Consider the following 13,138-nt stretch of genomic DNA (forward strand, 5'->3'; position numbering starts at 1 on the left):
CCCATCAGGCAGGATGAAAAAGGCAGGCCCTTTCATGGGCCTGCCCTGTGTTCTTGATGTTATGGATTAACCGAGGATACGGTCGCGCTGCGTGCGGTAAGCGCCCTCGGAGGCCTTGATCCAGTCGGAAGAAGCCTTCATCGACGTCAGGTAGCTGTCATAGATCTTGTCGTAGATGTCGCCATCACGCTTGCTCTCCAGCGTCTCCTTGGCGGCCGCACCCATCGCATCCCAGACGGCGTCGTTGAAGGACAGAACCTTCACACCGGCGGACTGGAGGCGCTGCAGGGCGGCACCGTTATTGGAGAGGAACTGGGCAAGGTTCCACTGATGCGTCTCGGCGGAGGCAATCTCGATCGCCTTCTGCTGAGCCGGGGTCAGGCTTTCGAAAACCTCACGGTTGACGGCCAGCGAGAGACCCGCGCCCGGCTCGTGGAAACCGGCGGTGTAGTAGAACTTGGTGATCTCCTGGAAGCCGGCCTTCTCGTCCGCCCAGGGGCCGATCCACTCGGTGCCGTCGATCGCGCCGGAGGCCAGCGCCTGATACACTTCGGAGCCGGGAAGGTTCTGCACGGAAGCGCCAAGCTTGCCGAGTGCTTCGCCGCCGAGGCCCGGCATGCGGAACTTCAGGCCGTTGAAGTCTTCGGGGCCGTTGATCTCCTTGCGGAACCAGCCGCCAGCCTGCGCGCCGGTATTGCCGCAAAGGAAGGACTTGAGGCCGAAGAGCTCGCCGAGCTCGTCATGCATCTCGGCGCCGCCATTGAAGTAGTACCAGTTCACCAGCTCTTGCGCGGTCATGCCGAAGGGCACGGAGGTGAAATAGGCATAGCCCGGATGCTGGCCGACGAAATAATAGTCGGCGGCGTGATACATGTCGGCCTGGCCGGCGGTGACCGCGTCGAAGACCTCGAAGGCGCCGACGAGTTCGCCCGCGGCCTTCACCTCGACGGTCAGCGATCCGTCGGTGATGGCGGTGATGGAATCAGCGGCGCGCTGCGCGGCGTCGAACACGCCGGCGAGGCCACGGCCCCAGGTGGTGACCATGGTCAGGGTGCGCTTGCCCTGGGCATAGGCCGGCGCGGCCAGCGCTGTGGCCGCAGCGGCCGAGCCGCCAATAGCAGACGTCTTCAGAAATGAACGACGATCCATGTGAGTGTCCTCCCGTTGGTACTTTGGAGCCCGCCTTTTGGCAGGCGGATCGTTTAAAGTGAGCGGGAGGTTAGCGATCTCATTGCGAAGCTCAAATACCGACAAATGCGTAGATCGAGGCAAATGGCGAAGATTTCTGACCAATTTCCGGGCAGGCCGAGACCGAGAACCAACCATTTCGCGTCGCGTGCGCGCTGCACACGGGTCTCGATTTGCTCCTGCCCTCCTCGAATCAAGCCGCCGGGGACATCTCCCGAGCCACCGGATCTCCGCCGATTCGGGCGAGTACACGACACCACAAGGCCTGATTCCCCGCGAGAACGAGTCACGACGCCACGGTGACGTTTCCAGAAGGCCTGAAGACGGGAGAGATGGTTGCCCGCGGCGGCGAGCACTGCCGTACCCTTTCTGATGCCTATTCCCCAACCGATCACGGTGGGCCCCCGCCCCCGGCTGCGACAGCTTGCATCTCGCCCACGCTAGCGCGTATTTTCTCCCAGCCCTGCAATCGGAAGGGAGGCCGATTTGCCCGTGGACCGACGCCCGTTTCGCCTGTTTCAAGGCGTCAGGCTCAGCTATGCCCAGAAGCTGTTCCTTCTGGCGACGGTACCGCTGGTGCTGGCGATGGCGGCGATCTCGGTGCTCGTCGCGGTACAGGCGCGCAGCCTCGCCGACCGCGAGATCGCCGAGCTGGAGAACAGGCTGATCGCGGCCAAGCGCACGGAACTGAAGAACTATCTTGCCCTCGCCCGAACGGCGATCTCGAAGGATTACGGTCGCGCCCTGCCCGATGACGAGGATGCCAAGGAGCGCGTCATCCACACGCTCGCCGCGATGATCTACGGACAGGACGGCTATTTCTTTGTCTATGACTATGAGGGCAACAATCTCGTCGCCCCGCGCCAGACCGAGCTGATTGGCGCCAACTGGGCCGGGCTGACGGATGCCGCAGGCACGCCCATCGTCGACGAGCTTATCTCCATCGCCCGGCGCGGCAGCGGCTATCACAGCTATCTCTGGCACAAGCCCTCGACCGGCGAAGAGGCGCAGATGGTCTCCTTTGTGGTCGGGCTGCAGGATTGGCGATGGGCCATCGGCACCGGCATCTTCATCGATGACGTGCTGGCAACCGTCGCCGCCGCCCGCTCGGAGACCGAAGCACGGATCCGCGAGACCTTCCTCTGGATCGCCGGGATCACCATGGCGGCGCTGCTGCTGGTCTTCTTCTCCGGGCTCTGGCTCAATATCCGGGAACGCCGCCTCGCCGATGCCAAGCTCAAGGCGCTCACGCAGCGGATCTTCGACACCCAGGAAGAGGAGCGCGGCCGCGTCGCTCGTGAGCTGCACGACTCGATCAGCCAGATGCTCGTGGGCGTCCGCTACATGCTGGAACTGGCACGCCGGCGCCTGCGGACCGGCGATGCGCGCGCGGAGGAGAATCTCGGTGGCGGTATCGACGCGCTTGGCGGAGCGATCCAGGAGGTGCGCCGGATCAGCCGTGACCTGCGCCCTGGGGTGCTGGACGATCTCGGCCTCGGCCCGGCGCTGCAATCGCTGACCGAGGAATTCGGCGCCCGAACCGGCATCGAGATGGAGTTCGAGACCGTCGTCTTCCGCAACCGGCTCGACCAGGACGCCAAGATTTCGCTCTACCGCGTTGCCCAGGAGGCGCTGACCAATATCGAGCGCCATGCCGAGGCGAGCCGGGTGAGCCTGCATGTCTTCGGACATACCGACGGTGCAACGCTGCGGATCGCGGATAATGGTCGTGGGCTTGCCGCCGCGCGGGACTCCGCCGGCCCGCCACAGGGGCTCGGACTGCGCAACATGCAGGAGCGGATCGAGCAGCTTGGCGGCCAGCTGCGCATCCAGAGCTCGCGCAATGGCACGGTGATCGAGGCACAGGTGCCGCTGACACATATGCTGGCGCCGGAAAGCGGCCCGCCGCCCCAGAACAAGGAAAGGAAGAGCGCATGAGCGCCACTCGCGTGATGATCGTGGACGACCATCCGATGGTCGCGGCCGGAATCGAGGCGATCCTGGAGAGCTACCCGGACATCGAGGTGGTCGGCACACTCTCCAACGGGCAGGAGGCGGTGGACAATGTCGCCACCCTCACCCCGGATGTCGTGCTGATGGATCTCAACATGCCCGCGGTGAACGGGCTCAACGCGACGGAGATGCTGCTGGAGGACAATCCGGATCTGCGCATCCTGATCCTGTCGATGCACGACTCGCCGGAATACATCTCCACTGCCCTCGGTCATGGAGCGCGCGGCTACGTTCTCAAGGATGTGCCCACCGAGCAGATCAAGGAGGCCATCGACCGGGTCATGGCCGGCGAGCGCTATCTTTGTACCGGTGCCACAGCTTCGCTGACCCCGGAGACGGATAGTGGCCGCGAGGCGCTGACCAGCCGCGAGCAGACAATCCTGCTGCAACTTGCACAGGGACGGTCGAACAAGGAGGTCGCCAACAATCTCGGTATCTCGGTGCGCACGGTCGAGACGCATCGCAAGAACATCAAGCGCAAACTCGGAATCTCCTCCACCGCCGGGCTGACCCGCTACGCGCTGGAACATGGCGTGTTGCAGGGGACCGGCGCACGGCTCTGAGAGCCCCCGAACCCGGCGGCCGGCGGATAAAGCCCTGTTTGTCTTTTGAAAAATGGTCGGGACGGCAAGATTCGAACTTGCGACCTACGGTACCCAAAACCGTCGCGCTACCAGGCTGCGCTACGCCCCGATCTGACCCATGCTGCGACACGTCGCGCGCGGATCAGCGCTATATGACCGCAGTTGCGGCAAATCACAAGCATCGCTTTGCCCTGTCCGGAAAATCCTCTCCGTCCGGAAAATCCTCTCCGCCCGGTCCGCTGTCAGCGCACCATCAGGTAGGCTCCGGCGAGGAGAAGCGTCACAGCCGCAATCCGCTGCAGATCCACCGGCCGTACCGTCACGTCGAAAAAACCGAAATGATCGATCAGCAAACCGCCCACGAGCTGGCCGACAACGACGAGCGTGATCGCGGAGGCAGCCCCCAGTTTCGGAACGGTCTGGCTGAGCGTCAGGATCAGCACCAACCCGAAAACGCCGCTGCACAGCATGTACCAAGGCAGGCTGCGCCAGGCATGGATGTTCTCGCCGCCGCGCGCGATCAGCAGGACAAGCGAGGCGATCGTCCCGCTCAGATGGAGAATGAAGCTGCCGGCAGCCCCCCCGATTCGACTTCCCATCGCCCCCGCCATCGGTGACTGGACACCAACGGCAAGGCCGCCCGACAGGCCAAGCACAACGACCAGAGCAAGATCTAGCATGATTTTTCCATGAGTTTTGTCCAGCGATAGAGCGCATTGAGAGGAAGGAAAAGCGCCTTCGCACCTGTGGCGACTGTGCCGCAGTCCTGACCGAAACGCAGGTCCGGCGACGCCGGAAACACCCGTTGAGAGGAGACGCTCGACTTGCCCCAATTGCCGCGAAACGAAGCGGTCAGACGGCCGATCCGGTCCGGCCATCCTGCCGTCGTCCACGGATAGAAAGGGCGCGTGAGATGGATGTCCGGCAGGGTGCCAAGCTCAGGCAGGGGGCCGTTCAGGGCAGCTTAAAAACGCTGTGTCACTCGGTACAGGGCCAGGCCGCGTTCGGTCCAATGGCCGGGTGCCGCAATTCGCTGCCCGGACCAATCCCCATCGCCTCGGCCAGTCCACCATTGATTTCGAGCACCAGCCGTACCCCATCGCCGCCATCGATCGGCGTCAGGTCGCCCGGGATCGCCCGCGCATGCACATGGGTGACGATGCCGGTGGTATCGATAAAGAGCATGTCGAGCGGGATCAGCGTGTTTTTCATCCAGAAACTGGCCCGACCGGGCTCTTCATAGACGAAAAGCATGCCAGCCGAGCGCGGCAGGGTCTCCCGAAACATCAGCCCGCGCGCGCGCTCTTCGGGGGTATCGGCCAATTCAATCCGGAATTGCGCCTGCCCCCAGGACCCGCGCAGTTCCGCCGTGTCCGGAGTACATTCCGCCAGGGCCGCAAGCGGCGACAGACAGGCCGCCAGCAGAACCGCGACACGGTGCCCCGCGATCCGCATCACTCGTCAGTGCGGATCGCCCGCTCCCAGGCGGCGACTTCGATCGCCATCAGGCCGCGCCGTCCGGTCGTGACCCGGATGCCGACCGCTTCGCCCGGTTGAAGATCTGCAAGGCCGGACCGCCGCAGCACCTCGATATGTACGAAGATATCTTCTGACTGACCGAAGACATTGGCAAAACCGAACCCCTTGGCCTTGTCGAACCACTTCACCCGCGCCGGTTCCAGCGGCAGGCTGGCCAGTTCTTCCGCGGAAATGGTGGCAAGGTCTTCCAGCGGTGGCCCTTCGCCCTCATTTGGCGGCACGATGGACAGAACCTCCACGGCCTGCATCCCCCGCGCCGTCCGTTGCACGAGAATCTCGATCTCCGCGCCATCCGCAACGGAGGATTGCCCGAAATTCCGCAGAACATTCGCGTGCAGGAGAATGTCAGGACCACCCTCATCCGCAAGAACGAAGCCGAACCCCTTCAAGGGGTCGAACCACTTCACATTGCCACGCATCGAGCGCGGCTCCATGTTTTCAACACTATCGGTCACTAAGAGGCCACCATTGCACCACTCCCGTTCATCGGGTCAGCTTCATCAAGTAACAGTGCAATAATGAATCCGCTTGCGAGTAATCCACAGGCCATTACCCAAAGGCAACGTCAACAAGGTTAAGTGCATAAGCCATCGCCTGAGATACATCAACCGCATGATCGTTAAAAAGTGGCAACCATTTGCAATCGTTTGTTCTTGCAGGACGGGCAGGCAGGACAGATTCCTGTTTACGGTGACAGCCTTTCGACATCCCAGCCGCCCTTCCCATCCGTTGTCCAACGGAAGCGGTCATGCAGGCGGAACGCGCCATCGGCCCAGAACTCGATCTCGACGGGCGTGAGCCGATAGCCGCCCCAGAAGGGCGGGCGCTTCGGATTGGGACCGTGTTTTGCCGTCACCTTCGCCACCTCGGCCATCAGCACGCCGCGCGAGGCCAATGGCCGGCTCTGTTGCGACGCCCAGGCGCCCAGGCGGGACTTGAGCGAGCGGGAGGCGTAGTAGGCATCCGCTTGCGGGCCCTCTTCCCGGGTGATCACGCCGCGGGCACGGACCTGCCGGCGCAGGCTCTTCCAGTGCATCACGAAGGCGGCCTTGCCGGTGCTGTCCAGCTCCGCGGCCTTGGTCGAGTCGTAATTGGTGTAGAAGACGAAGCTGTCCGCATCGATCTCCTTGAGCAGGACCATGCGCGCATTGGGCATGCCCTCCGAATCGACGGTTGAAAGCGCGATGGCGTTGGGATCGTTCGGCTCGCTCGCCTCCGCCTCGCGCAGCCAGTCGCGGGCGAGGGTGAAGGGATCATTTCCGGCAAAGATGCCGCTGCGGTCGCTCATGCGGGTCTCCTGTCGTGATGTGTGTTGGCTACACCGCTCGGCGCCCGGACGCCAGCATTGAAGCGTTGTTCTTGCCTCTGACCCGCTGCTTGGCCTAAACGGGCGCAAAGCTGAGCCAACAGGCGGAGGGTGAGATGACAAACGGACTTATGGCCGGAAAGCGTGGCCTGATCATGGGGCTGGCCAATGACAAATCCATCGCCTGGGGTATCGCGAAGGCCTGCGCCGACGCCGGCGCCGAGCTGGCGCTGACCTATCAGGGCGACGCCTTCCGCAAGCGCGCGATCCCGCTGGCCGAGCAACTGGGGGTGAAATTGCTGGCCGATTGCGATGTCACCGACGACGCGTCGGTCGATGCCGCCTTCGCACAGATCGAGGAAGCCTGGGGCTCGCTGGACTTCATCGTCCACGCCATCGGCTTCTCCGACAAGAACGAGCTGCGCGGACGCTATGTTGAGACCTCCCGCGAGAACTTTACCATGACCATGGATGTTTCGGTCTATTCCTTCACCTCCGTGATGCAGCGGGCCGAAAAGCTGATGAAGAATGGCGGCTCGGCGCTGACCATGACCTATCTCGGCGCCGAACGGGTGATGCCGCATTACAATGTGATGGGGGTGGCCAAGGCAGCCCTGGAAGCCTCGGTGCGCTATCTGGCCGAGGATCTCGGCAAGGACGGAATCCGCGTCAACGCCATCTCGGCCGGCCCGATCAAGACGCTGGCCGCCTCGGGTATCGGCGATTTCCGCTATATCCTGAAGTGGAACGAGCTGAACTCGCCGCTGCGCCGCAATGTCACCATTCAGGATGTCGGCAATTCCGCACTCTACCTGCTCTCCGATCTGGGCGCGGGGGTGACCGGCGAGCTGCATCATGTCGATGCGGGCTATCACTCTGTCGGCATGAAGGCCGTGGATGCGCCCGATATCGACGCTGTAACCGGAAAGAAGTGAGCCTGCCATGAGCGACCGCCCCCGTCCCGACCGCCTGCCCCATGAGAAGGGCTTCCACATCAGCTGGGACCAGATCCACCGTGACAGCCGGGCCCTGGCCTGGCGGCTGGACGGACAGGGGCCCGATAACGGCGCCTGGAAGGCCATCGTGGCAATCACCCGCGGCGGCATGGCCCCGGCGATGATCATCGCGCGCGAACTCGATATCCGGCTTGTCGATACGATCTCGGTGAGATCCTACAACCACCAGACCCAGATGGACGCTGTCGTGCTCAACGCGCCGAACGAGGAGCTGATGGGAGATGGCACCGGCATCCTCGTCATCGACGACCTTGTCGATTCCGGCAAGACGCTCGAACTGGTGCGCCGGCTCTATCCGAACGCCCATTTCGCCACCGTCTATGCCAAGCCCAAGGGCCGGCCGATGGTGGACAGCTTCATCACGGAAGTGAGCCAGGACACCTGGATTTTCTTCCCGTGGGACATGGCGCTGCAATATGTGGAACCCTATCGCGGCACGGATTGATCGCCACCGCGTTCTCCGTGACGGCGGGCGCTCCGCTATCGGGACACGCCTGAGGATTGGTGAAAATACCGGCGACGTTTCAATCCTTTGACGGTCGAACTTCACGGGATCGCACGGCCGGAACAGCCGTTCCCCGCGGTCTGACGCCCAGCAAACAGGCACCACAGGCCAGCGACGCCTCTCTCTTCGCGGTCCGGGTCTCAAACACCTTTCGGCGTTCCGGCGCGGTTGCTAGACAGGATCCGACCGCAATCCCGGAGCCGCCCATGTCCCTGCCCCTGAACCCGGCCATGCAGGCCACGGATGTCTCGCCGGTCCCCGAAGCCGGCCGCTGGATCGCCGGCCGGACCTTCCCTGCAGATCGCCCGCTGATCAATGTCAGCCAGGCTGCCCCCGTCGCGCCGCCGCCCGAGCCGTTGCGCCGGGCGATGGCAGAGGCGTTGATGCAGGAGCCCGCAAGCCATCTTTACGGTCCCGATCTCGGTCTGCCCGCCTTGCGCGCGGCCCTGTCCGAGCAGGTCTCGGCGCAATATGGCGGCACGATCCGCCCCGAGCAGACCGCCATAACGTCGGGTTGCAACCAGGCCTTCGCCGCCGCCATCGCCACGCTGGCCGGTCCGGGCGACGAGGTCCTGCTGCCGATCCCTTGGTATTTCAACCACAAGATGTGGCTCGACATGAGCTCGATCCGCACCGTCCCGCTGCCCACCGGTCCTGACCTGCTGCCGGACCCGAAGGTCGCGGCCACGCTGATCGGCCCGCGCACCCGCGCCATCGCGCTGGTCACGCCGAACAACCCGGCCGGGGTCGAGTACCCGCCCGAGCGTGTCGCCGCTTTCGCCGAACTCGCCCGTTCACGGGGACTGGCCCTCGTGGTCGACGAAACCTATCGGGATTTTCACAGCCGCGACGGTGCCCCGCACCCGCTCTTCGAGGATCCGGACTGGGACGAGACCCTGATCCGCCTCTACAGTTTTTCAAAGTCCTATCGCCTGACCGGACACCGCGTCGGCGCGCTGATGTCGAGCCCGGCGCGCCTCGCCGAGGTCGAGAAATTCATCGACACTGTCACCATCTGCCCCAGCCAGATCGGCCAGCGCGCCGCCCTGTTGGGCATCCAGACTCTCGGCGACTGGCTCGCCGGCGAGCGCCGCGAGATCCTCGCCCGCCGCGCCTCCATCGAGGCCGGTTTCCCGAAACTGGCCGAGCAGGGGTGGTGCCTGAAAGGCTGTGGCGCCTATTTCGCCTATGTCGAGCACCCTTTTGCCCTGTCCTCGGACGCTCTGGCAAAGGCGCTGGTCGAGGAGGCCAGCGTGCTCTGCCTCCCCGGCACGATGTTCGAGCCAAAAGGCGCGACCTCGGGCAGGCGCCACCTGCGGCTTGCCTATGCCAATATCGACGCGGACGGCATCGAGACGCTGTTCGACCGGCTCGCGGGCGTGAGCTTCGAGCGCTGAGTCCGCTTGCCTCCCTGCCGCGCAACGCCTAGACAAACGCGACACGCTGCGCAGGAGGCCACCGAGCGATGAGCACCAAGAAAAAGTCGTTTAGCGACTACCTTATGATGGGCCTGATGGGTCTTTTGATCCTCGGACTGGGCGGCTTCGGCATCACCAATTTCTCCGGTGGCGGCACCAGCATCGCCACGGTCGGCGACCGGGACATCACCGCCGAGGATTACTACCGCGCGATGGTTCAGGCGATCCGGGTCGAGGAAGCCTCGGGTGCCACCGACGTGAGCCTTGCAGCGCTGGAGGCGACGGGTGTCACGGCACAGGTCCGCGGCCAGCTCATCGGCACCGAGGCGCTCAACAACGAAACCGACCGGCTCGGCCTCTCCGTGGGCGACGAGGAAGTCGCCCGGATGATCACCGGCTCCTCCGCCTTTCAGGGCGTGAGCGGCGAGTTCGACCGTGATGCCTATGAGTTCATGCTCGACCAGAACGGCTGGAACGTCGCCGGCTTCGAGCAATCCGTCCGCGAGGAAAGCAGCCGCAACATCCTGCAGGCCAGCGTTGTCGCCGGCGTCGCCCCGCCCGAGACGCTGAGCGAGGTGCTCACGAACTGGTATGGCGAGCGCCGCAGCTTCCGTTGGGCGACCTTCGCGCCGGACAGCCTGACCAGCGAAATCCCGAGCCCGACCGAGGCCGACCTGGAAGCCTATCACGCCGGGAACGAAGCCGCGTTCACCCTGCCGGAGATGAAGCACATCACCTATGCCTGGCTGACACCGGACATGCTGCTGAATGAGATCGCGATCGACGAAGAGGCCCTGCGGGCGCTGTATTCGGAGCGGGCGGACGAGTATATCGTCCCGGAGCGGCGGCTGGTGGAACGGCTGGTCTTCGGCACCGCCGAAGAGGCGACGGCCGCCCGCGAGGCGATCGAGGCTGGCGACACCGATTTCGTGGCCACGGTGGAAAGCCGCGGCCTGACGTTGGAAGATGTCGATCTTGGCGAGATGGCCGAGGCAGATCTCGGCCAGGCCGGGGCGGCGGTTTTCGGACTGGAGGAACCGGGTCTTGTCGGCCCCTACCCCACCGATCTTGGCCCCGCGCTGTTCCGGATGAACGGTATCCTGCAATCGCGCGAGACCACCTTCGAGCAGGCCGAGCCGGAGCTGCGCTCCGAACTGGGACGTGAGCGGGCACGGCGGGTGATCGAGGACATGATCACCGATCTCGACGATCTGCTCGCTGGCGGCGCGACCGTCGAGGATCTCGTCGAAGAGACCAAGATGGAGCTTGGCACGGTCGATTACCATGCCGGGTCCGAGGCCGATATCGCCGCCTATACCGATTTCCGCGCGGCGGCAGATGCGCTGACGGATGAGGATTTTGCCGAGATCCTGACATTGGACGACGGCTCGATCTACGCGATGCGGCTGGACAAGGTGATCGAACCGCGGCTGCAGCCGCTGGACGAGGTGCGCGACGCAGTCATGGCCGGCTGGGAAACCGCCGAAATCCGCAAGGCGCTGGTCGCCGAGGCCGAGGCCGCCCTGGCCGAGCTGGAGACCGGAGAGACCCTGGTCGACGTCGCCGGGCTCGGTGTTGAAACGGCTGAAAACGTGATCCGCTCGGGATTTGTCGAAGGTCTGGAGCCGGATGTCGCCAACGCGGTCTTCTCGCTGGAGACTGGCGCCGCCGCCGTGGTGGAAACCTCGGACGGTGCGGTGCTGGTGGTGCTCGACAGCGTGGACGGACCGGACGCGGACGATCCGCAGATCGCGCTCTTCCGCATGGCCATGTCCCAGCAAGCCGAGCAGGGCATCGCCGAGGACCTCTTCACCTTGTATGCCCGCCAGATGACCGCGACGGCCGGGATTTCTATCAATGATGCCGGGCTCAACGCCGTGCATACGCAACTCTTCCGCTGAGGCCATGACACAGCTTTCTCCTTCCTTCGACGAGTTTGCCAAGGGCTTCGAAGCTGGCGCAAACCAGGTCGTCTACACGCGGCTCGCGGCGGATCTCGACACGCCGGTGAGCCTGATGCTCAAGCTCGCGGGCGCCCGGACCGACAGTTTCATGCTGGAATCGGTCACCGGCGGCGAGGTCCGCGGACGCTACTCGATGATCGGCCTCAAGCCGGACCTGATCTGGCAGAGCAATGGCACGACGGCGCGGATCAACCGGCAGGCACGGTTCGATTCCAACGCCTGGGTCGAGGAGGAGACGGATCCGCTCACCTCCCTGCGCAGCCTGATCGCCGAGAGCCGCATCGAGCTGCCCGACGGCCTGCCATCGGCCTCCGCCGGGCTCTTCGGCTATCTCGGCTATGACATGATCCGGCTGGTCGAGCACCTGCCCGACGTCAACCCGGACCCGGTCGGCCTGCCCGACGCGGTGATGATGCGCCCCTCGGTCGTTGCGGTGCTCGACGGGGTGAAAGGCGAGGTGATGCTCGTTTCGCCGGCCTTCACCGAAGGCGGGCTTTCGGCCAAGGCGGCCTATGCGCAGGCCGCCGAACGCGTGATGGACGCCCTGCGCGACCTCGATGCCGGCCTGCGGGGCGAGACGCGCAACCTTTCCGATGAGTTGGATGTGGGCGAGCCCATCTCCAACTTTACCAAGCCGGACTACATGAAGTCCGTTGAACGGGCGAAGGAATACATCAAGGCGGGCGACATATTCCAGGTCGTTCCCTCGCAGCGCTGGTCGCTGCATTTCCCGCTACCGCCCTTCTCGCTCTATCGCTCCTTGCGGCGGACCAACCCCTCGCCCTTCATGTTCTTCTTCAACTTCGGTGGCTTCCAGGTCATCGGGGCGTCCCCGGAGATCCTCGTGCGGCTGCGCGAAGGCGAGGTGACGATCCGACCCATCGCCGGCACGCGTCATCGCGGTGCGAGCGAAGAAGAGGACCGGGCGCTGGAGGCCGATCTTCTCGGCGACGAGAAGGAAATGGCAGAACACCTGATGCTGCTGGATCTCGGCCGCAACGATGTCGGCCGGGTGGCAAAGATCGGGACGGTGAAGCCGACCGAGGAGTTCGTCATCGAGCGCTACAGCCACGTGATGCATATCGTCTCCAACGTCGTGGGCGAGCTGAAAGATGGCGAGGACGCCCTGTCTGCCCTGCTCGCGGGGCTTCCGGCGGGCACTGTCTCGGGCGCGCCAAAAGTCCGGGCGATGGAGATCATCGACGAGCTGGAGCCGGAGAAGCGCGGCGTCTATGGCGGCGGCGTGGGCTATTTCGCGGCCGATGGCGAGATGGACATGTGCATCGCGCTGCGCACCTCGGTGCTCAAGGACGAGACGCTCTATATCCAGGCCGGCGGTGGCGTGGTCTATGACAGCGATCCGGAAGCCGAGTGGCAGGAGACGGTGAACAAGTCCCGGGCCATTCGCGCGGCGGCGCAGGATGCCGGACGATTCGTGCGCGGCGGCAACAGCTGAACGCCAGGCTGCGGACATGTCTGCCGTTCGCACCGTTGGCAATGAAGCGCCCCCAAGCCGTGCCTGCGGCTTGATTCCGTGCCGATCAATGCGCAAACCCAACGTCCGCAAACGGCATTTCGTGTCGGAAGGGACTCTGGAATAGCCAA

The 13,138-nt window shown here is 64.3% G+C and carries 12 protein-coding genes and 1 tRNA gene; 7 read left to right on the forward strand and 6 right to left on the reverse strand.

Annotated elements, in window-relative coordinates; all coding sequences use genetic code 11:
* Positions 1 to 66 precede the first annotated feature (66 nt).
* Positions 67 to 1,149, reverse strand: a complete 1,083-nt coding sequence (locus R3X27_RS04120) for a TRAP transporter substrate-binding protein DctP (protein WP_317707564.1) — start codon at positions 1,147 to 1,149, stop codon at positions 67 to 69.
* A 624-nt stretch (positions 1,150 to 1,773) separates the two neighbouring features.
* On the opposite strand from R3X27_RS04120, the gene R3X27_RS04125 reads away from it, so the two are divergent.
* Positions 1,774 to 3,126, forward strand: a complete 1,353-nt coding sequence (locus tag R3X27_RS04125; RefSeq protein WP_411572462.1) for a cache domain-containing protein — start codon at positions 1,774 to 1,776, stop codon at positions 3,124 to 3,126.
* Entirely contained in the window at positions 3,123 to 3,764 is a 642-nt protein-coding gene (locus tag R3X27_RS04130) for a response regulator transcription factor (protein WP_317707566.1), read from the forward strand. The genes R3X27_RS04125 and R3X27_RS04130 overlap by 4 nt, the downstream gene beginning before the upstream one ends.
* A 53-nt stretch (positions 3,765 to 3,817) precedes the next feature.
* Here the strand turns inward: R3X27_RS04130 and R3X27_RS04135 are convergent.
* The 5 genes from R3X27_RS04135 to pdxH all read right to left on the reverse strand — a co-directional run bounded on the left by R3X27_RS04135 (position 3,818) and on the right by pdxH (position 6,720).
* Positions 3,818 to 3,894: transfer RNA gene (locus tag R3X27_RS04135), tRNA-Pro, on the reverse strand.
* Between the two features lie 133 nt (positions 3,895 to 4,027).
* Positions 4,028 to 4,465, reverse strand: coding sequence for a DMT family transporter (locus R3X27_RS04140; protein ID WP_317707567.1), 438 nt, complete (start codon positions 4,463 to 4,465; stop codon positions 4,028 to 4,030).
* A gap of 298 nt (positions 4,466 to 4,763) precedes the next feature.
* A complete protein-coding gene (locus R3X27_RS04145; protein ID WP_317707823.1) occupies positions 4,764 to 5,240 on the reverse strand; it encodes a DUF192 domain-containing protein in 477 nt (158 codons plus the stop codon).
* A complete protein-coding gene (locus R3X27_RS04150) occupies positions 5,240 to 5,758 on the reverse strand; it encodes a cold shock domain-containing protein (protein ID WP_317707824.1) in 519 nt (172 codons plus the stop codon). The genes R3X27_RS04145 and R3X27_RS04150 overlap by 1 nt, the downstream gene beginning before the upstream one ends.
* Positions 5,759 to 6,009: 251 nt before the next feature.
* Complete coding sequence (pdxH, locus tag R3X27_RS04155) at positions 6,010 to 6,720, reverse strand: pyridoxamine 5'-phosphate oxidase (protein WP_411572458.1); 711 nt, start codon at positions 6,718 to 6,720, stop codon at positions 6,010 to 6,012.
* Between the two features lie 26 nt (positions 6,721 to 6,746).
* Between pdxH and fabI the strand changes: the two genes are divergently transcribed.
* The 5 genes from fabI to trpE all read left to right on the forward strand — a co-directional run bounded on the left by fabI (position 6,747) and on the right by trpE (position 12,989).
* Entirely contained in the window at positions 6,747 to 7,565 is an 819-nt protein-coding gene (gene fabI / locus R3X27_RS04160) for an enoyl-ACP reductase FabI (protein ID WP_317707569.1), read from the forward strand.
* Between the two features lie 7 nt (positions 7,566 to 7,572).
* Positions 7,573 to 8,091, forward strand: a complete 519-nt coding sequence (gene gpt / locus R3X27_RS04165) for a xanthine phosphoribosyltransferase (protein ID WP_317707570.1) — start codon at positions 7,573 to 7,575, stop codon at positions 8,089 to 8,091.
* Between the two features lie 266 nt (positions 8,092 to 8,357).
* The gene (locus R3X27_RS04170; protein WP_317707571.1) at positions 8,358 to 9,548 is read left to right on the forward strand and encodes an aminotransferase; all 1,191 of its coding nucleotides are present in this window, start codon (positions 8,358 to 8,360) and stop codon (positions 9,546 to 9,548) included.
* A gap of 68 nt (positions 9,549 to 9,616) precedes the next feature.
* On the forward strand, positions 9,617 to 11,470 hold the full coding sequence (locus R3X27_RS04175; RefSeq protein WP_317707572.1) for a peptidylprolyl isomerase: 1,854 nt from the start codon (positions 9,617 to 9,619) through the stop codon (positions 11,468 to 11,470).
* A 4-nt stretch (positions 11,471 to 11,474) separates the two neighbouring features.
* Positions 11,475 to 12,989 carry an anthranilate synthase component I gene (gene trpE / locus R3X27_RS04180; protein ID WP_317707573.1) on the forward strand — a complete coding sequence of 505 codons (1,515 nt, stop codon included), beginning with the start codon at positions 11,475 to 11,477 and terminating at the stop codon, positions 12,987 to 12,989.
* Positions 12,990 to 13,138: the final 149 nt, after the last annotated feature.

Source organism: Tropicimonas sp. TH_r6, assembly GCF_033101155.1.
Taxonomy (GTDB): Bacteria; Pseudomonadota; Alphaproteobacteria; order Rhodobacterales; family Rhodobacteraceae; genus Tropicimonas.